Origin of the sequence: Rhodoplanes sp. Z2-YC6860 (assembly GCF_001579845.1) — a bacterium.
Classification (GTDB): Bacteria; Pseudomonadota; Alphaproteobacteria; order Rhizobiales; family Xanthobacteraceae; genus Z2-YC6860.
Map to the genome: position 1 here is coordinate 5,961,764 of NZ_CP007440.1, position 25,898 is coordinate 5,987,661.

The following is a 25,898-nucleotide window of genomic DNA, read 5'->3' on the forward strand; positions in this document are numbered from 1 at the left end:
CTGCTGAATCGAGGACGCCAGAACTCAGCGTGGTTGTCAGGTCCGTGCACCGCAGGAGTTGAAATTGCGGCCCATGGCCAACCACGCGTTCATCTATTTCCTCGCATTTGCGATGCCAGGCGCGTTTGGCTTTTTCGCATTCAGCATCTATACGCGAATTCTCTCTCCTGAAGAGTATGCGCTCTACTCCATCGGAACGAGCGTATCGTTTTTGATCGGCAGCGTGTCTTACGGATGGATTCGCTTCTCTGTAGGCCGGTATCAGGCCGAATCGCCGACGGCAAATTTCCTGCCTTTCTTGTTGGTTTGCTATGCCGCGGTGACCGCGTTTCTCGTACCGGTCATCGGCATCTCGTCTTGGCTGATCAAAAGCTTGCCAGTCGCAGCTGTGCTTGCCGTATGGGCCCTGACGATGTCGCAGGCCTTATTCGACATCAGCCAGGAGATTCGCCGGGCGCGCGGCCAATCCGTCGCTTTCGCGGAGGCGACGATCGGGCGCAGCATCCTGAGCTTTTCCTTTGCGGTCGCGGGTGCGTTTTATTTCTTCTCGGGCGCAGGATTGGTATTCGGCATCGCTACCGGCTTCGCCATCATGGCGGTTCGATTTTTGGTCAAGAATCGAACCTGGCTGCTTCGGCACACGCTTGCCCCAACCGAGGTCAAGCGATTCCTGGCCTACGGTATGCCACTCACCCTGTCCGGCCTGGCTTTTGCGGGCAATTCAACGGCAGCGCGCGCCATGGTGGCGACACTTCTTGGAGCGAGCGACGCTGGTCAGTTCGGTGCAGCGCTCGATGTCACCACGCAGTTGGCCGGAATCGTCGCCGCGAGTGTTTCGGCGATTGTCGCACCGATTGCGATTCGTGCTTGCCGCGAGGGGGGCGCAGCGGCCGCAACGGCTCGCCTCGGCGACGGCGCCGAACTCATGCTTGCAGCTCTCGCACCCGCAACCGCTGGCTTGATCATTCTCGCCCAAAGCTTCGGAGATATCGTCGTCGGCCCAAGGTTCGAGCATGCCGCGCAAGTCTTAATACCCGTGCTCGCGCTATCACGCGCGATTGATGCCTTCTCACAATACTACCTTCATCTGGGCTTCCAGATTATCGAGCGCCCCACCCTCCAGGTTTTGTGCGGCGGCGCTACGCTGATCGTCAATATCTCTCTCGCCGCCATCCTGCTGCCGACCCACGGCGTTCAAGGGGCTGTCTACGGTTTGCTGATCGGCGATATCGTCGGCGCGGTGGTGTCATTCTTGCTCTTGCGAATGATGTTCCCCATGCCGATTCCGGTTCACGCGCTCGCCCGCGTCGGCGTGTGCACGGCGCTTATGGTGGCGGCATGCGCTCCGCTGGCGCATTCGCTGGAAGGCCGCCCTCTGCTGTCGCTGCTGCTTGTCCCAGCGGCCGGTGTCTTGATCTATGGTGCTGCGGCCTATGCGCTGGACATCGCGAGGATCCGGACTCAATCCGTGCGCGTCATGTTGTCCGGAGCGAAAGGTCAATTGCTGTAGCGCGCGGCGATCATCGATCACCGCACAAAAAACGAAGAAGGCGATGCTACACAAAGATCAGCGTCCATATTTCGAGAGCCTGGATCTCGTGCGTGGATTGGCTGCGCTGGTCGTCCTGATCTACCACATCGATTTCATGTTCGGTCTCAGAGGCTGGCTGCTGCACGGCGGCTACCTTGCGGTGGACCTGTTCTTTGTCCTGAGCGGCTTCGTGTTGTCACTGACCTATGGACGTGGAGTGGCGAACGGCGAGTTGAGCGTCCGGCGATACATGGTTGCGCGCGTCGCACGCCTGTTCCCGCTGTTCCTGGCGACCACCGCCATCGGCTTTGTCGTCATGACGGCGAGATACCGTTCAAACTACGGAGACTTCGATACAGCGAACCTGATCAAGTCAGCGCTGCTCAACGTCTTCATGGTGCCCAGTTTCGTCACCCTCTACGATTTGAAGGTGTCGTTCCCGTTCAATCCAGCGACCTGGTCAATTTTTTTCGAGATGATCGCGAGTATCCTGTTCTTTTTCTTCTTCGGTAAAGCCAACCGGACCACATTGGCCGTCGTCGCGGCCTTCGCATGGTTGGTTCTCGTCGCCACGGTAGCGGTGTTCGGAACTCTCGATGTCGGCTACGCGAGTGACAATTTTATCGCTGGGTTTCCGCGCGTCATTTTTTCCTTCACGGTCGGGGTCTTGATCGAGCGCGCGTATGCGAAGAGCCCGTGGCGATGTCCGGCGCTGCTCTTTTACGTTTTGCTCTCGGCATGGCTTCTGCTGATGCAGGCGAGATCGCTCCTGATCAACCCGTATGTCTTCGACCTTGTGAGTGTGACCGCACTTTTACCGGCCCTGGTCGCGGCGGGCGCGGGTGTCGTATTGACGGGCAGAGCGCGCTTGCTAGCGATCTTTCTCGGTCAAACGTCGTATGCGGTTTATCTGACGCAAGGCTCGATGATCATTGCGGCCGCAGGCGTGTCGCAGATCTTGTTCGGTCGGAAAATCTATGACTTCGCGCCCACCGTCGGTTTTCTCTTTATACCGCTCGTGATGCTCGCTTCTTACCTGTCCTACCGCTACTACGAATTGCCAGCGCGGATTGCGATGAGGCGTTTCGGCGAAATCAGAACGCTCAATCCGGTCGGCCCGGACAGCGTGCCACCGCAAAGATAGCGGCCCCAACCGGCTTGGATGAAAGCTGCAGCTTCGGTGTCTCTTTGTGGCACAGCGCGGTTCGGCCAAACTCTGGGCCGGAAGCGCACTTTCGCTACGGAGTTTCAGCCTTGGTCAACCATGGCGCGCATTGGGTCCAGTTGCGTAAGTTTGGATTAGCCATGCTCCGATACCGTCTGCGGCAACCGAGGGGACCTATCGTGCCGCAAATTTGGTTGTCATACCTAGAACTTGGCTCGCTGCTGCAGTGTCGTCCTGACGAGGCGCGATCGCTGGCGATTACAGTGGGGGCGGATCGCAAAAAAAGCCGAGATGGCCTTTCACGCGTCAAACTGACGGCGACCTGGATGGACCTGTGGATTCAGCAGATCCGGGGTGCGGATCGCTTCCAGCGCGCCGCGGAGGAAATCTGGATGTTGCCGCATATGGATTTAACTCCTGCGGTCGAGCCGAAGCCGGAACAAAGCCAAGCGACGGAACAAAGCAAGGCCGCCTGATCGGTTTCCCTTCGAGCGTGTCGATCTCCAGAATCGATTGGTGTTGAAGACTGCGGTCAACTGCCGTCCCATTCGACGGCGGTTGTCGCCATTTGCCTGCCTTCAGCGAAATGGCGGTGGATGACGAAGATATCGGGCTTTGGGCTGCCTTTGCCTGGGCTTTTGACCCCGCCCCTGAGGCGACCTTTAGACCGCTTCGGAGTTCCAAACCGTCAGCCGCAATTCATGCGAACAGGCGGGGCATTCAAATATTCGAATCTCGGTATCGATGTCGGCGGCTTCAGTCCGCTTAAGGTGCATTTCGCGAGTGCAAATACAAACCGGGAGTTCGGTCGATCCTGGCTCTAGCAGGCGTTCGAACATGACCACTCCGCCCCCTTGATTTGTTGCGCTGCAAAAGCAGCGTATCAGAACGTTGGAGACGAGTCCCCGTTTAATTACAGCTTTTTAAGCACTGGGGCTAACCAGGTTTTACGTTGACTTTTGCGGGGCAGCATAACATTTTCCGCGATGACTGCGGCCAGTCCCGTCCAATACGGTCACGGCGGTACCACTTTCAGGCTTCTTTTCGTGACCGGACCGTACTACCTCTGGGCCTCGGCGATCTCTGCGTTTTGGGGGCCTCGTACCAGCCGCCTCGCAGAAACCGCATTCGGCTTTGATAGGGCATCTGCCGACGGAGGAAATTCTGCCTCATGGCGGATCCAAAACCGCAAGACCGTAAAAATTCGAATTCCGGTCAGCCGACCGCACCCGTGCCCGAGGATTATTATGCGCTTCTGAAGAAGCTCATCGCCGACGTCACGGCGGATCACGCGATGCTGCGAAAGCTGGTCTACGCGCTCGCATGGCAGAACCTCAACCCTGAAACGATCGTCAGCAAGCCTGTTTCCGAGGCGAAAAACCAGGCCAAGACGATCGTCGAGCTCGAGAAAGCAGTGCTGCTCGAGCGGGCGATTCAGCAGCTTGAGATCGAGGCAGACAATACGGCGCAACACGGGCAGCCGCCGATCACGGGCGCGGTCCCCAGAGACGCCGCTCCTGGAAAAGGAGTTGGCCAGCCGGACAACAAGCCTATCCCCACCGTGGCCGATGATCCTTCCTTCGACATTGAACTCCAGAAATCCGAGCAGCCGGCCGACGGCCCTATGGATCTGGATGCTCTGATTTCCAATTCGAATTCTGGGGCAGAGCATTCGAAAAGCGAGGTCGAACGCGACCCGCAGCTGGAAGCACTGGATGCGTCGTTCGAACCTCCGCGCGCCAGAGGCAGCGTGATGCTATTGCCGGAGCCCGCTCCAGGCAGCCAGCAGACTGAGATTGTGAAACTAGAGCGCATTCCATCTTGGCTCGATCCCAAAGTGCGCATCGCGTTGGATGCGATTGAATACGAGCCTGTGCGTCACCCGCCGCCGCCGCACCAACCGCGTTCGAATTTCGTATCGTTTTTGCAATTGATCGCGGCATCCGTGATCGGCGTCGTGCTTTATATCGGCATAACCGGATGGGTCTATATCGGCCGACAGACAGGCTTCGCTCCCCCGACGCCGGCACCTCAGGCGCCGGTGGCGGCGCCCCCACGAGCCGAAGCCGTGCCTATAGACAGCCCAGCGGTGCCGGTAAAACCACGAGAGCCGGAGCCAATTCTGCCATTTCCTCTGCCGCGTTCTTTTGGAGTTTTTGCCGGCGTTCCCGGAAAGCTTTTCGAGCTCGAGCAATTGCCGATCAAGGCTCCGGATCCGCGAATTCTTGTCTCCGCCGAAATCACCAAACCCAGCAGTGTGACGATACCGGGCGACAATCTTGCATTCGTCGTGTTCCGCCGGGACCTCGTCACCAGCGCACCACAAACCGCCAGCGTTCGCGTCGTCGCCCAAGTCAGGAGCACTACAAAATACGTCGACGGCAAACCGACCGTCGTTCCACTGAAAGGGACGTGGCGGATTCGCTCCAAAGAATACGTATTCAAGGTTTCGCCGCTGGAGGGTCACAACGAGATGATCGTGATCCAGCCCGATCCCGGCTTCGTATTTCAACCCGGACGCTATGCTCTCATTTTAAACGGCTTCGGCTATGATTTCACGGTTGCAGGCCAGATCACGGCACCAGAGCAATGTCTGGAGCAGGTCGAGGTGGTGAACGGAGCCGTAGTTACAGAGTGCCCGAAAACCTGAGCCGCTCGTCAATCAATACCGAATGCCGGTGAACTTGATTTGAGAGAACTCTTCAATTGCATAGCGCACCCCCTCACGGCCGACACCAGAAGTCTTCATTCCGCCGAACGGATACAGATCAAGACGGAATCGGCTCGCCTCGTTGACCCAAAGTGAGCCGACATCGAATTCGTTCGAGAAGCGGAATGCAGACCGAAGATCGCGAGTAAACACCGCGCCCTGCAGGCCGAATGGCGAATCGTTGGCCAAACGCAGAGCGTGATCCACGTCATCGAATGGCGTCACGATGGCGATCGGCCCAAACACCTCCTCCTGCCAGAGCCTTGCGGGCTGCGGCACTTCCACAAGTATCCCCGGCGACAGAATGGCGCCGTCGCGCTTGGGTTCAAGCACGTAGCGCGCTCCGCGCTTGATCGCATCCTCGCACATCCCGACGACGCGATCGGCCGACGCGCTGCTCACCATCGGACCGACGTCGGTCGCAGGATCATCGGCACGACCGACTTTGAGACCCTTGGCGGCCTCCACGAATTTCTCAACGAACGCATTCAGCACCTTACTATCGACCAGAACCCGCTGAGCAGAAATGCACTGTTGTCCGCTCGCTTCAAAAGCCGCGCTCGCAATCCGCTTGGCTGCATCGGCGATATCGGCATCGGCCAGAACAATGTTGGCTGCATTCGAGCCGAGCTCGGCTACGAATTTCTTGGCTCCAGCTGCGCGCGCCAGCGCATCGCCGCCGGCGGTGCCGCCGGTGAACGATATCATCCGCACGTCAGGGTGCTTGACGAGCGCCGTGGCCGTCGCCTTGTCACCGGTCAGTACGGTGAACAACCCTTTGGGCCAGCCCGCCTCCTGAAACAGCTTGGCGACCCGAAGCGATGTACGCATTGCGGCGGGCGCAGGCTTGGTGATGATCGCATTACCGGCCGCAACCGCCGGCGCAACCTTTTGGATCAGGAGATTGATTGGCGCATTGAAGGGGGTCACTCCGGCAACGACCCCGTACGGGTGCCGGCGGGTGAATCCGAAATGCCCCTCGCCCGCCTGTGTGATGTCGACAGGCAGCACTTCCGACGCAAGCTGACTCAGCGCCGACGCAGTCGCCTCCAGAAACTCCGCCCCGCGGCGCGCTTCGAAGCGCGCCGCCTTGATCGGCTTGCCCACGTCCTCGCTGATAAGCAGCGCAAGTTCTTCAGCATGCTTGATCAGGACCGCTGCGCCGGTTTTCAACAACGCGATTCGCTTGTGTGTCGGCGACAGGCGGTGGGCCTGAAAGGCCGCCTTCGCAGCCATCACCGCTGCATCGACACCAGCCGCGCCCGCTTCCACGATCCGTCCGACAGTCTTGCCATCCTGGGGGCGGACCCATTCAAATCCGCCCTCGCCTGCCGGAAGTTCTTCACCAATGAACGAGTTGATGTCCGGAATTTGTGTCATCGACGCGACCTCGGTTTGCATGTTCCAAGATCGTTATAGTCCGTGCGCACCAACGACGAGCACTGCTGCCTTTGCATTCCAGCGTCGGATTGACGGCATAGAGAGCCGAGTCCCCAGCCTCATTCAGACCAGGACCGACGCTAGCTGTCTACCGAGTTCAATGCTCCTCGGACAAGAAGCGAATACAACCACTCCGAAGGCCCAAGTGGATTTCCCAATCCAAGCCGGGTCAAACACTCTTGATTCGTCGCATTGGACCAAAGACCTCGCAGCAGAAGAGCAATAAGCTGACCGGTCGATGCGGATTTCAACAATTGAAGTGCTGGAAGTAGGCGCCTCTCTACCTCGGTAAAGTCCGTACCAAACGGATACATCGGCAGAAGACCGGCATCGGCGGCGGGCTTCAATGCACTCTTGATCGCATCTGGCGAATTATTGCGCGCCGTTTTCGGCAGCACGAACGATGGCTCGATTTTTCCCGCATCTTTCGCTTGACGCAGCAGATCATCCTGGAACTCTCGATCAGAAATCGCGAGCATGGCCACGATCACATCGCGATCACTCTTTCCACGAAGATCCGCGACACCGTATTCGGTTACGATCATATCGCGCAGATGGCGCGGAATGGTGGTGTGACCGTAATTCCATCGGATATTCGACTGTCTTTTCCCTTTCGTCATTCGGCTGGCGCGCAGCATGATAACGGAGCGCGCTCCTTTAAGAGCGAAACCTTGTGCAACAAAATTATATTGCCCGCCGACACCGCTGACGATCCGACCGTCTTCGAGACCGTCGGACACGACGTCTCCCAGTAGCGTGGCCATCATACCGTCGTTGATAAAACGTGCGTCGACCCGCGCACGACGCTTGGCGTCTTCCTCCCCATAAAGTTCGTTGACATAGGAGATCGAAGTCATACGGAACTTGTCTGACATCGCTCGCGGCATCTCACGCAGAGCTTTGTAGAACGCACGTGAGCCGAGAAAGAAACCGGCGTGCAATATCGCCCCATCGACCTCGCGCTTGAGGATGCCGGCGCGTTGAATATCCAGAAGTCCCTCCACGAACATTTCGCTGCAGCCGTAGAGGCCTGTCTCGAACGAAGTGGTGTAGCGGACCGCGTCCACAGCCTCGTCCGGCCGAAGGCTATCCAATAGCGCCTTGAAGTCTGAGGGCTTGCGGTGGCGCAATATCAGAGCTTGAGCAACGGCATCCCCCAACGATCCAATGCCGATCTGCAGCGTACCGCCATCCGGGACGGTGCTGGCCGCATGAAGTCCCGCCGCATAGTCGCCCAGCGCGACCGGCTCCCGCGGCGGCGCAAACAGCGGAAAGTCGGTTGCCGGACTATCGAGCAACAGGTCGAATTCCTCCGCACCGACAGCGGCATCGTTTCCCATGAACGGCAGTTCGGAATTGACCTGGCCCGCGAGCAGGAAATTCACGCGGCCCTGACGGCGAAGGGCCAGGAGATCGAGCGTAAGGTCGGGATTGCAGCTCAAACTGAAGGAATGCCGCGATGCCTCACCGCGATGCGCCACGAGCTGAGCGACAACGTTCACACCACGGTCGAGCACAGCACTGAGCGCGTGGGTGTAGTTTGCCGAAATATAATGCTGCTGTGCATAGGGAGAACCGAGCCATTGCCCGGCAAGAAAGAAGAACTCGTTGATCGTGATGTTGGAGGGGACAGTGCCGGCGTGAATCGCCGTGGCATAGCCCAGCGCCGGATAACCCGCAAAAACGCGTTGCGCGAGCGGTTCAAGAAACCGGCGCTCCAATTCGCTCTTTCCCTTGGGCGCTTCCAAGGTCAATGCGGTGAAGATCGTCAGGCGGATTGAAGGGTCGGCCGCCGCCTTCGCGTAGAGCGCGTTGGCGATGTGATTGGCTTTTCCCAACCCGAGCGGTAGAGCCAGGACGACTGTCTTTCCCACGCGCTCAATGATCGTATCGGCGAGCCGGATTGCATCGTTCAATATGATCGGCTCGACGCCCGAACGGATCATTCCAGGCTGTCCCAGCCCGCGTCCGGCCGGAAACGCGGACCATATTTCACTGCGAGACGTGCCAAGGTATCACGCACGTCACCGGCTCCCCGCGTCCGCGCGTAATTCATGGGCCCGCCACGGAACGGGGCGAAACCTGTCGCGAAGACCATCGCGCCGTCGACGATCTCCTCGTCCGTCACCACGCCCTCCCGCAAACAGGCCATGCAGACGTTGAGCATGGGCAGGATCAAGCGATCGATCGTCTCTGGCGTCGGTGCAGCCGCCTCGCCCGCCTTGGTGGCACGATCATGCTTCCAATCGTACAGCCCCTTCCCGGTCTTCTTTCCCAACTCGCCCTTTGCGACTTTGTCCCTGAGCCATTGCGGCGGATCGGGCAGATCCGGATTGCTGCTCTTGAGCATCTCGGCGACATGCAGGCAGATGTCGAGACCGACCTGGTCGGCAAGCTCGATCGGGCCCATCGGCATGCCGAAATCCTCGGCCGCCCTGTCGATGCTCTCTTTCTTCATGCCTTCGTCGAGCATCACCATGGCTTCCAGCATGTACGGTGTCAGCGCGCGGTTCACCAGGAACCCGGGTGAGCTCTTGACCGGTGCGGGGAGCCGATCGATCCGGCCGAGGAACGCGCCGGCGCCGGCCAGGACATCTGTCGCGACCTGGTCGTGGCTGACGACTTCGACAAGCTGCATCCGCGAAACCGGATTGAAAAAGTGGATACCGACCAGCCGCTCAGGTCGCTTCAGACCATCACGCAACTGTTCGAGCGGAATGCTCGACGTGTTTGTGGCAAGGATCGCACCGGGTTTCATTTTCGGTTCAATACCGGCAAAGACCTTTTGCTTCAGGCCAAGATTTTCCGGCACAGCCTCGATGATCAGGTCGGCAGACGCGGCCCCTTCGCCCTGAAGATCGGGAATCAATCGGTCGAGCGCATCGCGGACCTTGCGGCGGTTGTCGCGGCCGATTTTTCCATAGAGCTCGGCGGCGCGCTTGATCGCGCCGGCGAGAGGCTCGGGCTTCATGTCGGCAAGACTGACGGTGAAACCATGCCACGCGCACCACGCCGCGATGTCACCTCCCATGGCGCCGGCGCCGATGACATGAACGCGGCGGCCCTCCCAACGGCCTTTCGCAAGGCCCTTGAGCTTCTCGCGCAGAAAGAACACGCGGACAAGATTTCTTGATGTTTCCGAAACCAGCAATCGGGAGAAGGATTTGATCTCCTCCTTCTGCATCATGTCGCGATCGCCGCCATGAGCGACCCAAAGATCGATCAACTGATACGGGGCTGGATAATCTTTCTTGGGCGCTTTCTTGGCGGCTTCGGTCCGCATGCGGGAGGCCAGCAGGCTTCGCGCCGGGCCGACGTCGTGCAACCTGTCGAGCAAGCCTTGCCGATGCGGCTTCAACCCGCCGCCGATGGCATCCTTCACGGCGGCCCGGACATGCCGCTCCTGCGTCAGCGCGTCGACCAAGCCGAGCGACTTGGCCCGGCGCCCGCGCTCGGTCTTTCCCGTCAACATCATCGTCATGGCCTGGACTGGATTGATCAGGCGCGGAAGCCTCACCGTCCCGCCAAGACCGGGATGCAGTCCGAGCAGAACCTCGGGAAATCCAAAGCTCGCGTCGTCAACGGCGATCCGTTTGTCGCAGGCCAGCGCCAGTTCAAGACCACCGCCGAGGCAATAGCCGTGGATCACGGCAACGGTCGGCAGCGGCAGGCGGTCGAGCCGATCGAGAACAGCGTGGCCGCGCGTCAGCAGCGCTTCGATCTGCGCCGCATCGGTGATGCGGCGAAACTGCGCGATGTCGGCGCCTGCGACGAAGCCGCCGGGCTTGCTCGAGCGAATGACCAGACCCGGCGGACGGTCATGCTCCAGTCTGTCGAGCGCAGCGTCAAGCTCGGTGAGGGTCTCGTCATCCAGCGTATTCGCGCTCGCGCCTTGTTTGTCGAACAGCAGCCAAACGACGCCGTCCTCGTCGGACCGCATCCGCCAATGCTTCCACGAAAAGCCGTCATCGCGCGTCTCACCGGCTGCGAACGGTCCAAGCTCCAGATCGCGTGGTTCGAGAATGTCCAGGACGGGTTTTGGAGCGGGTGATTTGCTCATAGTGCCGCTCTCTAGACCGCTTCGATCAGCATGGCGCCACCCTGCCCGCCACCGATGCATTCGGTAGCGATACCGCGCTTCAAGCCGAGCCGCTTCATAGCGTTCACAAGATGCAGCACGATCCTATTGCCGCTGGCGCCGACCGGATGGCCCGTTCCAATGGCGCCGCCGTCGACATTGATTCGATCACGGTCTATGCGCCCCGCGGGACCGTCGAGCCCCAACGCGTCGCGGCAGAATTCGGCGTCCTCCCAGGCAGCAAGACAGCCGAGCACCTGCGCCGCGAAAGCCTCGTTCAACTCCCACAGATCGATATCGCCGAGGTTGAGCTGATGCCGCTTCATAAGCGCGGTCGAGCAATAGACCGGGCCGAGCCCCATGACAGACGGATCGAGCGCCGCCCACTCGCTGTCAACGATGACCGCCTTGGGCCGCAGATTGTGTTCTTTTACGGCCTCCTCCGACGCGAGGATGACCCAGGACGCGCCATCGGTGATCTGGGAGCTGTTGCCGGGGGTGACCTTTCCCCATGGCCGCTCGAAAGCCGGCTTGAGCTTGGCCAGGCTTTCGACACTGCTGTCGGGGCGCACGCCATCGTCATGATCGAACAACGTGCCGTCCTTCGCAAAGGCCGGTTCGACCTCGTCTTTCAGCAAGCCTTCCTTTTGTGCCTTCGCCAGCCGGAGCTGACTTTCGACGGCATACTGATCGGCCTGCTGGCGGGAAATCTTGAACAGATGCGCGACCAGTTCGGCGGTCTGCCCCATGTTGAGGTCGGTGATCGGATCGGTGAGGCCTCGCTCCAGGCCGATGACCGGTGTCAGGAACGACGGCCGGAAGCCGAGCATCGCCACGAGCTTCGACCAGGGATCGCGCGCACCGTTCAGTCGTGCGAACCACCCCACGGCCCTGCGATTAAAGACCAGCGGCGCGTGGCTCAGCGATTCTGCGCCACCAGCCAGGATCAGGTCCGACAGGCCCTCCTGGATATACCGGTAGCCGGTGTCGATCGACTGCATGCCGGAGCCGCAGTTGATCTGCACGGTGAATGCGGTCACGGTTTCGCCCATGCCGAGCCGAAGCGCCGCAACGCGAGCCGGGTTCATCTCGTCGGCGATGACGTTGACGCATCCGAGGATAACCTGGTCGAACGCGTCTGGCGCGAAGGGCTGGCGCAACAGCAGCGGCCGGCCGCATTGCACAGCCAGATCGGCCGGCGTGAACGGGCCCGGCTTGCCGCGCGCCTTGATGAACGGCGTACGGCTGCCATCGACGATATAGACCGGGCGCAGCCCTACTCCGCCGCGGCTGATGCTGCCGTTTGGGATGACACATCTCCTTTATTGGAAGCGTCACGGGAGGTCAGTTCTTCCGGCGCGAAGTCGTTGACTGCGACTGCCGCAGAAACCGCTTCCGCGGCAGCCTTCAATTGGACCGATTCTTCCACGGTGATCGTTCGCTGCTTCACCGCCTGCTCAATGTCCCGGACACGCGCGGCATGCATCCGGTCCCGGATCGGTTGCACACCAACCGCCATCGAAAACGCGCGTTCCAGAATGGCCACGCCGTCGAGACGTTTGTCTGCAGTCTCGACGGGTTTGAACAAGTCAACGGTCAGCCGATCGCGCGCCGGGCACGGACTAGCGAGAATTTCCGCGCACTGCGCCATGGTTCGGTCGGACGGCCCACGACGGCGCGGCCCGAACGGCTGGATCAAGAAGCGCAGAACCCACGCCACCGGACGTACCGGGAAATTCGCAATGATCTCGTCGAACCGCGCCTCGATCGCGGCGAAGCTCGTTTCCATGCAAAAGGTCAGAAGCGGCAGGTCCTCCAGCTTGCGGCCCTCGTCGTTCCAGCGCTTCAGCGCGGCGCTCGAAAGATAAAGTTCGGAAAGAATGTCGCCGAACCGCGCCGATACCATTTCTTGCCGTTTCAGCCCGCCGCCAAGACTGAGCAGAGCAAGATCGACGGCAAGCGCAAACGCGGAAGCGTGCCGGCTGAGTTGACGATAGAACGGCGACGCTGCTCCGGCAGCGGGAGCTGGTGCAAGCAATCCGCCGGTCCAGGCCCTCCCCCAGGCGCGGAACGTGTTGGCGATGCTGTGGCCGACATGGGCCCAAAAAGCCTTGTCGAAAGCCTCGAGGCCCTGCGCGCGATCGGCATCCTGAAGCGCCATCATCTCCTTGAGCAAATAGGGATGGCTGCGAATCGCGCCCTGGCCGAACTGAATCAAACTCCGGGTGACGATGTTGGCGCCTTCGACCGTGATGCCGATCGGCACGCCCCGGTAAAGACTGCCCAGATAGTTGAGCGGCCCCTCGATGATGCCCTTGCCGCCATGGACATCCATCGCATCATTGACCGACACGCGCATGCGCTCGGTTGCCTGCTGCTTCATAATCGCGGTGACGACAGCCGGATGGTGGCCGTCATCAAGCGCGGCGCAAGTCATCCGGCGCGCTGCATCCAGCAGATAAGCGGTGGCAGCCATTCGGCCGAGCCGTTCCTGAATGGCCTCGAACTTGGCGATCGGCACATGGAATTGCTCGCGAATGCGCGCATAGGCTCCGGTGACGTGAGCTGTGAATGAGGCGCCCGCTGCGGACAGGGACGGAAGTGATATGCCACGACCGGCTGCGAGCGCGCTCATGAGCATCTTCCAACCCTTGCCGACCTGCTCGACACCGCCGATCACGTTGTCCATCGGTATGAAGACGTCGCGTCCCCAGTTCGGTCCGTTCTGAAAGACGTGCATTGCCGGAAGGTGACGGCGACCGATGCTGATGCCAGGCAGATGCGTTGGAACGAGAGCGAGCGTGATTCCGATGTCGTCGCGCTGGCCGATCAGATGATCCGGGTCATGAAGCTTGAACGCCAGTCCGAGCACGGTTGCGATCGGCCCAAGCGTGATATAGCGCTTGTGCCAGTTCAGCCGGATGCCAAGCGTCTCTTGACCCTCGTATGTGCCACGGCAGACCACGCCTGAATCAATCATCGAGGCGGCGTCCGATCCAGCCTCGGGGCTCGTCAGTCCGAAACATGGAATTTCCTCGCCACGAGCCAGACGCGGCAACCAGTAGTCCCGCTGCGCCCTGGTGCCGAATTGCATCAGCAACTCGCCCGGCCCCAGCGAATTCGGCACCATCGCGGTCACTGCCGCGGACAACGACCGCGAGGAGAGTTTGCGGATGACTTCGGAGTGAGCATAGGCGGAAAACCCAAGCCCGCCATACTCTTTCGGAATAATCATCGCGAAGAATTTGTGCGCCTTCAGAAACTCCCAGACCTCAGGCGGCAGATCGCGCCATTCCCAAGTGATCCGCCAGTCGTCGAGCATGCCGCAAAGCTCGTCGACCGGGCCCTCCAGGAAGCGCTGCTCCTCATCCGACAGTTTCGCCGGGGCATAAGCCAGCAGCTTTTCCCAATCCGGATTTCCTGTGAAAAGATCGGCATCCCACCACACGTCACCAGCTTCGATCGCCTCGCGTTCGGTGTCAGAAAGATGCGGCAGAGCACGCGCGGCCACGCCAAAGATGGGCTTGGTGATCCAGTCGCGACGAAATGAAGCGTGGGGCATCCGGATATCCGCGGCTCTCTCAAACGTATGATCCAACGATCAGAGTTGGAAGCTCCCCTGCCGCACTTTATAGGATTCGCCGGCGAGTTTTTGCAATTGAAAGTGATAGGGGCTTTCGGCCTGCAGGACCTGCTAAAATAGCCTGCGAGGGGCGTGTCAACGGGTCTTCCTGTTCATGTTCGATAGGCTCAAACAAACCATAAGCGCCGCGATATTGCGCTTCCTGTCCAAGCCCACCTACCGCTATGCGACATTTTTTGCGCCAGATCCGGAAACGGTGCGGAGCGTACTGCAGCCCGGCGACGTCGTTCTGACCGAGGGGAATACCCGGCTCAGCGCAATCATCAAATTTCTGACCCAGTCGACCTGGTCGCATGCGGCGCTCTATGTCGGCGAACGGCCGGGCGACCTGGCGGCAAACGGCGAACCGAACGTGCTTTTGGAGGCCGAGGCCGAGACCGGCGTCACGACGGTCCCACTTTCGAAGTACGTCCACTTCAATCTGCGCATCTGTCGTGCTGTCGGTCTGGACGACGCGGGCAAACGGGCGGTGGTCGAATACGCTCTGAACCGCATCGGCAAATTGTACGACTCCAAGCAGATCGTCGATTTGGCGCGCTATCTTTTTCCTTATCCGCCAGTGCCAGTCTGGTTTCGCCGGAGGATGCTGTCGATCGGCAGCGGCGATCCGACCAAGGCCATCTGCTCCACGCTCATCGCAGAGGCGTTCACATCGGTCCGCTACCCCATCCTGCCGGAGCGCGTTTCAATCAATGGCAAGACGTATGGGATCGCGCCATACGTCCAAAGCGAGATCGAGCATATCCGGACACATGGTCTCTACACGCCAAGGGACTTCGACGTGTCACCGTATTTTTCAATTGTAAAACCCGGTCTCGATGATGGATTCAACTATCACAAATTGGTTTGGTCGCTGCCGACGACAACAGCGGGATCAAACAGCACCACGTGATATCGCAGAGTCAGCCCACGCCTGATTCCACCGCAATCGGCTGAGGACGCCCGTCGGCACCAACGCGGACATAGGTGAAAATGCCCTCCGTGACCTTGAACTGTGTGTCACCAATGCCCCGCCGCACCCAGCTCTCGATCTTAACCGTGATCGATGTGTTTCCGGTCTTTTCAAGACTGCAGTAGCAAGTGACCTCATCACCGACCGTGACCGGACGGTGAAAGCTCATCGCCGTAATGGCAACGGTCACAACGCGCCCCAGCGCGCGTCGTGTCGCAACAATCGTCCCCGCCAAATCCATCTGGCATAACAGCCAGCCGCCGAAGATATCTCCGTGCGGATTGGTATCGGCGGGCATGGCCACGGCGCGAAGCGCCGGTTCGGAACTGGGAGCAACCTCGACGGCGTCGGCCAACCTGGCGGAAGGATCGGGCATTTGAGCTCCTTTCAGCGCGAATAACAGCGTGTGAGCAAGATACCCGGGAGTTATATGTTGGACAGCAGACGTCGGCTATAGACCGGAAAACGGACACAGAGTGTCCGTTCGCCGATACTTTCAAAGTGTTATAGGCCGACGCTGCGCCCGATTGCTTCCGACGCTCGCAACAGAACCAAAGTTGGCGTCTTCGCTTTCGTTTTATGAAGAGCCACGACGGGCCTCATCGGGCGCGTTGACGTTACCCCGCCATCTTCCCGAAATCGCCGGCGTCATGGCGCTCGCGCAACTGTCCTTCAGGCGGCCCACTGACGCGGTTGACCATTCGCCCGCGCTTAACGGCCGGGCGTTCGCCGATTTCTTTGGTCCAGCGCGTCAGGTTTTTGTATTCGTGCGTCTGCAGGAACTTGCGCGGGTCATTGTAGGAGGCGCCGTTCAGCATGCCGTTTCCGTACCACGGCCAGATCGCCATATCGGCGATTGTGTACTCTTCGCCGGCGATGAACCGATTGTCTGCGAGCTGCCGGTCGAGCACATCGAGCTGGCGTTTCACCTCCATTGTGAAACGATCGATGGCGTATTGGATCTTCACCGGTGCATAGGCATAGAAATGCCCGAAGCCGCCGCCCACATAGGGTGTTGAGCCCATCTGCCAGAACAGCCAATTCAATGTTTCAGTGCGCTTGTCGCGCGCCTTTGGCAGAAAGGCGCCAAACTTGTCCGCCAGGTAGAGCAGGATCGATCCAGATTCGAACACGCGTTGCGGCGTCTGTTCGCTATAGTCCATGAGCGCAGGGATCTTGGAATTCGGATTCACCCCGACAAATCCGCTACCGAACTGGTCGCCTTCACCGATCCGGATCAGCCACGCGTCATAATCCGCCCCGCTGTGACCGGCGGCCAGCAATTCCTCCAGCATGATTGTGACCTTAACGCCATTGGGCGTCGCCAGTGAGTAGAGCTGCAGCGGATGCTTTCCGCGCGGCAACACCTTCTCGTGTGTCGGGCCGGCGATAGGACGATTTGTATTAGCATAACGCCAATCGGGACTTCCGCCCTTCTCCCAGATCCAGACTTCCGGCGGCGTGTAGTTCGGCGTGTCAGTCATATTGGGGCTCTCGTTAAGTCAGCTGAATGAATGGATAGGTTTACCAGTAACACGCAACGCGTTGGCGCTTAATTTCACGCCCACTGCTCGGTGAACGCAGCTGCGCGCTGCCATGTGTACTTGCCCGGCGAGCGGTTGAGACATTGCCGCCGGTCGAGCTCAGCGATGACCCCGTGCGGAGGGCTTCAATCAAGGCCCGATAGCCCCGACAGCGCCGCGCTTCGTCATCACTACGAATCCGCAGAGCACCCGAACGAAATGCGCTTTTTGTTAACCTCTCGTAGGGCAGACTTGCGCGAAGGCTGGTGGCGTATTGAGCGGCCGTTTCGCTCCCTCCCCGGCGCTTCGTTGGACTGCCTACGTTCTTGTTAGCCGCTCGTGCGAGGAACCAATCCCACCACGGAAGCATTGGGCGATCGATGGACACGATTTCCGCCGTACTGGTTATTTGGGGCCTCTCATCAGCTTTGGTGCTGGGGTACGGTGTATGGTATCATTATCAGGCACGCAGCTTCTTTGAAGCGCTTCGTTCGCCTGTGATGGCTCAACAATCGCCATCCTTGCGCCAGGCAGTCTCGACTTAAGCCGCGGCCCCAAGTCGAGGTCGGTCTCTCTTCTCCCACGGTCCGTCGGCGTCGTACCGAAAACTACCCATCACTCGCCTTGCAAATTGATATCCTGGTGTGGGCTGACCTCACGCCGTAAGAGCTAGACGACCACCAGACGCACAATCAACAGTTGCGAGACCATTACGGTGTGCCTGCGTTGCTGCGGTCGCTCGCGAAGTTGGCTGAACGCCTGTCTCCGTATCCAACCGCGCGGGATATCAGTTCGCGGAGCCTCTCGTGGCATGGTTGCGAGCGCACGCGATCGCTTCACGGAAGCGCTCCGCGTTAATCGTGATCAGCCACAATTCTTGGCCCCCCCCTCGCCGATCCAGTCCGAGCGAGCCCGCATCGAGTGATACATTTCACAGGTTGTGCAGGGTATGTCGTCACGTGGCGGAGCGTGGCCACGCAACATGGCCCGGGCGTAATTCATCTTCTCATGGTGAAAACATGAGTGGAGCCCATCAACGAAAGCATTGCCGCCAAAGTCACCCCAGAAATTTCGGCAGCACCCCAGATTCTTTCCGTCCCAGTTGATCTGGGGATCGTCAAACAGCTGTTGGCAGATCGAGCTCAAATAGCTCTTCCCGCGAATCAACTCGTATTCCTGCCGCGTTGCCCCTTCGCCACTTTGTTTTCGAACGAAGACCTTGTCTCGAATGGGAGAAAATTTCGTATCCCAGTTGATCTTGGTGCTGAACGCCATCCCCAGCTTCCTGGCCATCTCACGCGCCATTGGAATTTCGTGCTCATTATGCCCGAACACCACGAACTGCCATGTAAGCTTGGGAAACTCCGATTGATACTTGTGCTTGAAGTCGTTGATCCGCTCGATGTGCTCAATGACCCTCGTGAAATTTCCGCGCACGCGATACACACGGTAAGTCTCAGGGCTAGCGCCATCAATTGAGCAGGTCATGTGTCTCACTCGAAATTTGACCAGTCCTTCGAGTAGTTCATCCGTCGCATGGTTCAGGTTAACGCCGACCGAGAACGTGATAGCGACCGCTTTCGAGTCCGCATATTCCAGAATCTCGAATAGATGCGGGTTCAGCAGCACCTCGCCATAGTTTGCCAACTCAACGCGTGCAAGCGACGGGTTGTTATCAAGCAACGCCCGAAAATCATCGAACCGCAGGAAGCCGCTGCCAATTGCTGGATGAATGGCGCCAGCCGTGGTGGGACATGACGGACAGCGCAGCTGACAAAACGAAGATGCCTCGACCCGTATTTTCGACGGTATCGTGCCGCTGGAATCAGTGTCTACAGACGATGCCATCCACTCCCCCATGCGGGTTCCAGTCGGCGCAGTCTAGATTCCAGTCGCATGTTCGCGCTCATGATTCGCGCCAGTGTTTCGATGGCGCGACGCCTTGGCAAACAATAAACCAGAAATTCGCTTGGTCTCCAGCTTGCATTCCAGGGCATGCCCTTCTTTGTTTTGCAGTCGATATCCGATATCACGTAAGAAGAACCGGGCGAGACGCAGCAACAATCGCAATTGTGCTATCGCTGAAAGCCGTTCTCCTCGAAGCTGCATCAGGGCTCGCTGAGTTGCGCCCCAGCCTTTCGAGCGAGCACACAACCCGACCACGCTCAGCTTCTGACGATCGATGCGGTGGCGTATGCGACAACCCGGCGCGTACGCCACGCTCTTTCCGGACAATACCAACCTTACGCCAAATTCAAAATCTTCACCCTCGAGCATCCCAGGGTGAAATCCGCCGACCTCAATAAACACCGATCGCAGGACACCAAAATTCCCGCCGGGAATCTCATGCGCACGAGTATGAGGCAGCAGCCCTTCACGCGGTCCTTTCCAGCTGTAAGACGATGTCACAGGATTAAGTATTGCCGACGTCATCCATTTGGGAGGCACCTGCTCGAACAATGGTTCAACAGGACCGACAACACAATCGGGGTGATGCGCGGCTTGTAACGCAGCGTAGGCCTCCAGCCAGCTCGTATCGACCAATTCATCGTCGTCAAAATAGATCAAGTGCTCAAAAGCGGCTTCTGACGCTCCGCGATTCCGGGCGTGAGAGACACCTTGGTTCATCTCGAGTATCCACCGTACAGGAAGTGGACCTTGCTTCGAGTCTCGTACAACTGCGGCTGTGTGATCGGTTGAATTGTTGTCGATCACAAGAATCTCCGCCTGCCATTTTTCAGGAACCTGGAGGCGCTGCACGCTTTCCAAGGCTTTGCGAAGCAGCTCTGCCCGATTGTACGTAGAAATAATGATGGAAGCGCCACTCACGGACACAACGCTGGCTGTGGTTGGATCGAGAACATCCGAGATAGTCTGCAACACGAGAGCTTCCGCGACCAAATCGCTTTCTGGCAACAGAGGTCTCGGACGATGCGCTCAAAGAAGGCGCGACGATCGCAAGTATATCTTCCCTGACGGCGAAAAAGGAACTGCCCCGCGCGATCTGGTTGCTTGGCACGATATTCTTCCTGGCCACCACACCAATACCCGACCCGGCGCCATCGATTGCTGCTTAGAGGAGACATCGATGATGCGTTATGGTTTCTATGTCTATTGAGCTATAACGCATGTCTCGGCTAAGCAGGTTCAGAATTATGCCGCGCCGGTCGATGCCGCTGGGCATGTCCCAATTCAGCCGCCCGCGGACGTGGAGATTTCAGCGTGATCGAGTCGCAAAGCCCCGCGAAGCTGAGGCATTCGCTCGGTCCCTTGAATCGATCCGAAGATGAACAGCGTGCTTTCTTCCTCGCGGTGCTGGAGCGCGCCCAACAAGCAGAGACGAAGGCCGGAACCGTTGAGCGCTGTTTCGCCGTAGCCGGCTCTTTTATCAAGGTCAAATTCGCCGGGAACATGCTGGCGCAGCTATTCACTGCCGCGCTGGCGCACCTTGAAGTTCCGCCGACGTCGCGAGCCGACGCAGTGTTTCACATTTGGGATAGCAAATCGAGCGGCATCGAAATGGTGCCGCCCCCCTGGTCCCGTGCTTGCTTCACGCATCGCGGTGACATCTGGACCATGCGGAGCCAGCAATTCAAGAGCGCTTATTTGTTAGGTGAATACGCGCTCAATCTGTTTGATACCGCGACGGCGACGGGAGTGTATTGGACGCAGTCGGCAGAGCGGCTGCCCGCTTGGGCAAAGTCTTCACCCATGCGCTGTCTTTTCCATTGGTGGGCAGAGACCAAGGGCTATCAGTTGATGCACGCCGCGGCGGTCGGCACCGAAGTCGGGGCCGTGCTGATCAGTGCCAAGGGAGGGATGGGAAAATCAACGACCTCCCTCTCATGCCTGGATAAAGGCCTGACCTACATTGGCGATGACTACGTCATCGTACAGCTGGATCCTTTTCCAAAAGTGCACAGCCTCTACTGCACGGCCAAGCTGAATTGGGACCAGATGGCGTGGTTTCCGAGGTTTTCTGACTCGGTCAAAAATCACAACCGCCGCGAAAGCGAGAAGGCGGTCATGCATCTCTACCCTGAAATGCGCGAGCGGATCATGAGATCGCTGCCCCTCTCGGCGGTTCTGACGCCGCGCATCAGCGGTCGGCAGCAAACAGAGTTGGCAGAGATATCGCCCCCTGCTCTCCAGCAGGCGATAGGCCTCACAACCATGTGGCAGCTGCCCCATACCGGCCGTCACACTCAGCATTTCATCAGCCGTCTCATTGAGAGCCTGCCGGGGCTGTGTCTCTCTTTGGGCTACAATCTCGATTCCATCGCAGATACAATTGTCCGGCTGCTTGCGAACCCTACAGGCGAGGCCAAGCATTTTCCGAACAAGAACCGCAACAAAGAATTGACGAGCCATCCTCTCGTCAGCGTTATCGTCCCGGTCTACAACGGCGCGCGATTCCTGCCGGAATCGGTAGCCAGCATTCTCGTCCAGAACTATCCAAACATTGAAATCGTCGTGGTCGACGACGGCTCGACGGATGGGATCGATAACATGGTGCAGCGACTGCCCGTGGATGTGCGGCTCGTCAAGCAAGACCGCACCATCGGACTAGCCGCGGCGCGCAACTGCGGCATTCTGGAAGCCTCCGGCGAGTTCATCACCTTCCTTGATGTCGAAAATCTGTGGCCTGAAGGCAATTTGCAAATCATGTTGGCCTTGTTGTCGGAAGATGGTGGTTGCGACGTTGTTCAAGGTTGGGGGCAAATGCTGAAAGCAGACGCGGCAACGAGCCCCCACGACTCCGTCGGATTCTCCGAAGAGTCCTTCTCCCAATATCTCACCGCTGCGATTTACCGGCGCGAGGTCTTTCAGACCGCTGGACTTTTCGATGAGACATTAGGAGCTGGCGATGACACCGACTGGTTCAGCCGAGCCAGAGAACATGGTTTGAAACTTCGGCAGGTCGACCAGGTGACGCTTCTGGTACGGCGCCATGACTCAGACAAACTCCGCGGTAAATCCTTGAGAGAGCTTAATACATTGAAAGTCCTTAAGGATGCACTGGACCGGAAGCGAGCGAAATCGGTTTAGTGGGTCACGGCAGCAACTCCTGGATCGAGGCCGACGGGCAAAGAGCGCGACGTCGCGATTAGAACGAACTCGACCCGGATGCTGGACTTCGATCTCAAACCTATGACGCGGATTTTGCTCGCTTTCGCTGGACAGAAGCACGAGCGACGCGGAGCAACTCGCTCGCGAATCGAGCGTCATCGATGGATGAATTTGATCGGTGCATTCGTCGAAGCAACAGCACCTCTTCGATCAATTTAAACTTCATGCCCGCATCCTGCGCCCGGCAGACCCAATCGATGTCGGAGCCGAACCTCATGTCCTCGCGGTACAGACCGCAGCGCTCGAAGGCCTGTCGTCTCGCCAGCATGCTGCCAGGCAACTCTGCTGTCAGAGTCTTTCCAAGCAAATCCTGACGGAACCAACGCGCCCCGTCTTCGACAAAAAGTTGATGCTGCCCGAACACGATATCGATTGAAGGATCAGCCTCCAGCGTACGGACTTGCACGGCCAGCTTCCGTGGCACCCACAGGTCATCCTGGTCAAGGAAGGCGATCAGGGGCTCCTTGGATTCGCGGATGCCGCGGTTGCGCGCGGCCGCTTCGCCGCCGTTAGGCTGCCGGATAACGCGCACGCCGGGGTGGCTGGTCAGGAGGCAGCCGCCATCGTCGGTCGAGCCGTCGTCGACCACGATGATCTCGCGTGGCTTCAGCTCCTGACCGAGGATGGAGTCGATCGCCTCACGGATGAACCGGCGGCCGTTGAACAGAGGCACAATCGCGGTGACCGGCGCTGTCTGGGTCATTCATCAACCAGGCTGGCGAACGGCGGTAAATCAAGAACGCGGCCCGCGCTCCGGCGCCTGTCGATAGAGAGTCGCAATGCTGCCAGCGCCGCCTGCTTCCTTTCCTCGTCATTTGAATTTCCCTGCGTTAAGGAGCCCGGACGGATGCGATAATAAAGCGTTACCTCGCGCATGATCGCCACCTTCAGTCCGGCTTCACGGACGCGGAACATCAGATCATGATCTTCGCAATAGAGAAGGCGCTCGTCAAAACGACCGATCGTGTCGAAAACCCGTCGGTGGAACAGACAGGCGCCGAGATTGACGTTGATCATCTCTGCATCCGGCTCGGCAACAGGGCTCAGCGTGCCGGGCATGAGGTTGCGAAAGCGCATGACGAGGCCGGAGACGACATCCGGCCGGTCTTCAGCGGAAAGCCGGTTCATCTGGCGTTCGATCTTGTCGCGCGGCCAAACGTCATCGGCGTCGAGGAAAGCTATGATCGAATGCGTGGCTGCCGTCAGGCCCACGTTACGTGCCCCGCTTGGACCCAGCCTGTTGCTCGTCAAGACCCGCAGACGCTGGTCGTTCCGGGCCGTATCTCGCAGCCAGGCTGCAGTGCCGTCGGCCGAACCATCGTCTACAATAAGGATTTCATCGACGGGCTTGGTCTGCGAAACGATTGAAGCAAAAGCATCAGCGATAAAGCCGTCAACATTGTAGGCCGGAATGATGACGCTGATGCCGTCAGCAGACATTTGAAAAGCTCGCGAAGTGCATAACGGAGGCCGCGTAAACCTCTGACCATGGATGAGCGGGAAGATAGCCGCTTTTGCAAGTACGTCCAAGGATCGGCGAACGCCGGGCAATCCATCAGGCTGACTTGATAAGCCCAAGTATCTCATCGCGCGCAACAGACAGTCCACTATTGACGCTACGACGAAGATAGTGGTCGGGACCCGGGACTGTCGACGCAATCAGCTCCGAACATGATTTAAAGATTTTTGATGCATCGACCACCCCGACGTGCCGGGCGAAACCTTCAGCTTCCAAAAAACGGCCTCTGGCACCGACATCCTCACTGCCGCTGTGTTCTCCCACAACAATCAATCTTGCTCCAGCCGCCACGGCTTCCCAGCATGTATTGTAACCTCCACGCGTTACGACGAGCGTGTCGGGACCGAACATCTCATGAAGGTTCTGCGATCGAATGACCCTTAGCGGCGATAGACTATCATCTGGACGATCGAAAAACGGGCCAGCTGCGAAAAATGTCTCCATATCGAATTTCTGTTTGATCATCGCGGCAGAAAATCGATATTCGCGTATGAAGCTTTCCACCCCGTAAGCGTCCGATCCGACCCAGTAATCGCCTCCTCCACCTAAAGTGAAGATCACACTGCTTCTGCTATTGCCAGGTGTTGTTGTTCGCGCGACAGGTCCGATGCAGACACATGGAGCCGTCGTCGTCCATTTAAGAAGCTCGGAAGATCCAGCGTATATGCTCGCGAGCTCGGCCGTGTGATGGGGCACAAGAATACTTGAGAACTGAGCGGTCGCCGCGCGGACCGCAGGCTCCATCGTTTCTCTTGGAAGAGCCCGAAGCACAAGGACGGTGCGAATTCCACGTTCATGCAAATCCCTGATGATTGTCTCCGGCCAGAATGTATCGCAAACAACAATGTCCGGTGAGAATCTATTCAGCGCCAAGTGGAATGCGAGCAAATTGCGTTGTGCATGGTTCAACTCGAAGCGATCATCCAGGCGTGCATCAACTGTAAAAAGCCGACCTGGCCAGTATCGATCGGCAAACCGGCAGGGCGAATAGAACGCAACATCCGCGTGCCCCGATAGCGCTTGGGCGATTATGGAAAGGCGCACAACGTGGCCAAGGCCGTTGCCATTTATGGCGTGGAAAAGAACCCTCTTGTGTTTATGCAAGCTGGTTGCCGCTCGCCTGCTCCTCGCATTCGTGCCCGTTGTGTTGTGTTCGGCCGTCGAAGCGAGCGGGGTAGCGGCGCCACGGCAAACACTTTCATCGTTGGTCGCAGAACAGCGGGAATCGGCTTCGGTCTCAGCAATTGCGCGTGCCAGAATATCGGGTAGGCGCCGCTTCGCGAAGATTTCCTGTCCTCGTTTCGCAAGACGATTCCGTTCGGTTTCGTCGCGCAACAAGCCAAAGACTGTTTCGCAGAGCCGGTCATAGCTGACGGCTGCTATCGCTTCGCGGATATCGTCATCGATTTCTGTGTGCGGTCCACACTCCCCGACCACGGCCTTTCGATTGCAAAGCAGGTACGATACACGGACGATCTCGAAGATCGCGGTCGAGTAGAAATGCAGATTCAACACGACTTTCGCCCGGCTGATCAGCCCATCACGGGCCGCACCGCTAATACCGGTTTCTACCCGAAGACGGAGCCCGGCTTGTTGGAGGTCTTGCAGGATCGCGCGCCGACGGGGGGTGAGCGCGCCATAGAACAATACATCAATATCCTCAACCGGCGCAGGCGGAATGCAGGTCAATTGCGGGACGTAGCCAAGCGGCACGAGATGCGAACAGCGAGGATTGGCGATCGCTCTGATGGCGGCTAAATTGCGCGCGCTGTAATCCCAGATCGTGACGCGCGACAGCAGGTCTCGGTATATCGCCCCTACCCATGGCGATCGCTCGAAGATCTGCTCGAAATTATATACGATCGACCCCTTGGGTATCTCCGAGGCCCGCGCCCGCGATAATAAATGGGCGCAGAAAAAGATATTCACGCCATCGCTGACTGGCTCGTTTTCCTGAATATCGACCAAGCAGCCTAACGACCGCAGAGCATGGAAGAGCGAAAGGACGACCTCATTGATGGAATAGGGTCGGGATGCGCCAGATGGGCACACAATCACGAGCCGCACCCGCCGCCATCGTGGGAAACGTGAGGGGAGAGAGTCGGTCATAACTTCGCACGGAGGTCTCTCGGTCGGAACGTGAGATGCGTTTGCCGGAACGGCCTCCCCATCTCTACGAATCGAAAACCATGATCGCTACCGGGCCT

18 protein-coding genes are annotated in these 25,898 nt (G+C 58.8%); 6 read left to right on the forward strand and 12 right to left on the reverse strand.

The window, feature by feature from the left end; genetic code table 11:
- Positions 1-73: 73 nt before the first annotated feature.
- The 4 genes from RHPLAN_RS28105 to RHPLAN_RS28115 all read left to right on the forward strand — a co-directional run bounded on the left by RHPLAN_RS28105 (position 74) and on the right by RHPLAN_RS28115 (position 5,346).
- Positions 74-1,510, forward strand: coding sequence for an oligosaccharide flippase family protein (locus RHPLAN_RS28105; RefSeq protein ID WP_068025263.1), 1,437 nt, complete (start codon positions 74-76; stop codon positions 1,508-1,510).
- Positions 1,511-1,553: 43 nt separating this feature from the next.
- Positions 1,554-2,675 carry an acyltransferase family protein gene (locus tag RHPLAN_RS28110; RefSeq protein ID WP_068025266.1) on the forward strand — a complete coding sequence of 374 codons (1,122 nt, stop codon included), beginning with the start codon at positions 1,554-1,556 and terminating at the stop codon, positions 2,673-2,675.
- Between the two features lie 200 nt (positions 2,676-2,875).
- Positions 2,876-3,172: a hypothetical protein gene (locus RHPLAN_RS39715; protein ID WP_157100523.1), complete on the forward strand. Its 297-nt coding sequence runs from the start codon at positions 2,876-2,878 to the stop codon at positions 3,170-3,172.
- A gap of 695 nt (positions 3,173-3,867) precedes the next feature.
- Positions 3,868-5,346: a hypothetical protein gene (locus tag RHPLAN_RS28115; RefSeq protein WP_068025270.1), complete on the forward strand. Its 1,479-nt coding sequence runs from the start codon at positions 3,868-3,870 to the stop codon at positions 5,344-5,346.
- 12 nt (positions 5,347-5,358) lie between these two features.
- Here the strand turns inward: RHPLAN_RS28115 and RHPLAN_RS28120 are convergent, their stop codons facing one another.
- From RHPLAN_RS28120 to RHPLAN_RS28140, 5 genes are all read right to left on the reverse strand, one after another.
- Positions 5,359-6,807, reverse strand: coding sequence for an aldehyde dehydrogenase family protein (locus RHPLAN_RS28120; RefSeq protein WP_068025275.1), 1,449 nt, complete (start codon positions 6,805-6,807; stop codon positions 5,359-5,361).
- Positions 6,808-6,926: 119 nt separating this feature from the next.
- Positions 6,927-8,792, reverse strand: coding sequence for an acetyl-CoA hydrolase/transferase C-terminal domain-containing protein (locus RHPLAN_RS28125; protein ID WP_068025278.1), 1,866 nt, complete (start codon positions 8,790-8,792; stop codon positions 6,927-6,929).
- Complete coding sequence (locus tag RHPLAN_RS28130; protein WP_068025282.1) at positions 8,789-10,906, reverse strand: 3-hydroxyacyl-CoA dehydrogenase NAD-binding domain-containing protein; 2,118 nt, start codon at positions 10,904-10,906, stop codon at positions 8,789-8,791. The genes RHPLAN_RS28125 and RHPLAN_RS28130 overlap by 4 nt, the downstream gene beginning before the upstream one ends.
- An 11-nt stretch (positions 10,907-10,917) precedes the next feature.
- Complete coding sequence (locus RHPLAN_RS28135) at positions 10,918-12,198, reverse strand: acetyl-CoA C-acetyltransferase (RefSeq protein WP_068025286.1); 1,281 nt, start codon at positions 12,196-12,198, stop codon at positions 10,918-10,920.
- 2 nt (positions 12,199-12,200) lie between these two features.
- On the reverse strand, positions 12,201-14,486 hold the full coding sequence (locus RHPLAN_RS28140; RefSeq protein ID WP_068025289.1) for an acyl-CoA dehydrogenase: 2,286 nt from the start codon (positions 14,484-14,486) through the stop codon (positions 12,201-12,203).
- 175 nt (positions 14,487-14,661) lie between these two features.
- On the opposite strand from RHPLAN_RS28140, the gene RHPLAN_RS28145 reads away from it, so the two are divergent.
- Positions 14,662-15,459 (forward strand): YiiX/YebB-like N1pC/P60 family cysteine hydrolase, encoded by a 798-nt coding sequence (locus RHPLAN_RS28145; protein WP_068025292.1) that lies wholly within the window; start codon positions 14,662-14,664, stop codon positions 15,457-15,459.
- Positions 15,460-15,469: 10 nt separating this feature from the next.
- Here the strand turns inward: RHPLAN_RS28145 and RHPLAN_RS28150 are convergent, their stop codons facing one another.
- The 4 genes from RHPLAN_RS28150 to RHPLAN_RS38595 form a co-directional block, all read right to left on the reverse strand.
- Positions 15,470-15,895, reverse strand: a complete 426-nt coding sequence (locus RHPLAN_RS28150; RefSeq protein WP_068025295.1) for an acyl-CoA thioesterase — start codon at positions 15,893-15,895, stop codon at positions 15,470-15,472.
- A gap of 241 nt (positions 15,896-16,136) precedes the next feature.
- Positions 16,137-17,003: a glutathione-dependent disulfide-bond oxidoreductase gene (gene yghU, locus RHPLAN_RS28155; protein WP_068025298.1), complete on the reverse strand. Its 867-nt coding sequence runs from the start codon at positions 17,001-17,003 to the stop codon at positions 16,137-16,139.
- Between the two features lie 903 nt (positions 17,004-17,906).
- Positions 17,907-18,890: a radical SAM protein gene (locus tag RHPLAN_RS28160; protein ID WP_198164529.1), complete on the reverse strand. Its 984-nt coding sequence runs from the start codon at positions 18,888-18,890 to the stop codon at positions 17,907-17,909.
- A gap of 33 nt (positions 18,891-18,923) precedes the next feature.
- The gene (locus tag RHPLAN_RS38595; protein WP_198164530.1) at positions 18,924-19,958 is read right to left on the reverse strand and encodes a glycosyltransferase family 2 protein; all 1,035 of its coding nucleotides are present in this window, start codon (positions 19,956-19,958) and stop codon (positions 18,924-18,926) included.
- Between the two features lie 306 nt (positions 19,959-20,264).
- Here RHPLAN_RS38595 and RHPLAN_RS28165 point away from each other — a divergent pair, with 306 nt between their 5' ends.
- Entirely contained in the window at positions 20,265-22,091 is a 1,827-nt protein-coding gene (locus tag RHPLAN_RS28165; protein WP_068025305.1) for a glycosyltransferase, read from the forward strand.
- Between the two features lie 100 nt (positions 22,092-22,191).
- Here RHPLAN_RS28165 and RHPLAN_RS28170 read toward each other — a convergent pair whose 3' ends face one another.
- The 3 genes from RHPLAN_RS28170 to RHPLAN_RS39720 all read right to left on the reverse strand — a co-directional run bounded on the left by RHPLAN_RS28170 (position 22,192) and on the right by RHPLAN_RS39720 (position 25,659).
- Positions 22,192-22,875 (reverse strand): glycosyltransferase family 2 protein, encoded by a 684-nt coding sequence (locus tag RHPLAN_RS28170; RefSeq protein WP_068025308.1) that lies wholly within the window; start codon positions 22,873-22,875, stop codon positions 22,192-22,194.
- Positions 22,872-23,612, reverse strand: a complete 741-nt coding sequence (locus RHPLAN_RS28175) for a glycosyltransferase family 2 protein (RefSeq protein WP_068025311.1) — start codon at positions 23,610-23,612, stop codon at positions 22,872-22,874. Before RHPLAN_RS28175 ends, RHPLAN_RS28170 begins: the two co-directional genes overlap by 4 nt.
- A gap of 115 nt (positions 23,613-23,727) precedes the next feature.
- A complete protein-coding gene (locus tag RHPLAN_RS39720) occupies positions 23,728-25,659 on the reverse strand; it encodes a hypothetical protein (RefSeq protein ID WP_157100525.1) in 1,932 nt (643 codons plus the stop codon).
- Between the last annotated feature and the right edge of the window lie 239 nt (positions 25,660-25,898).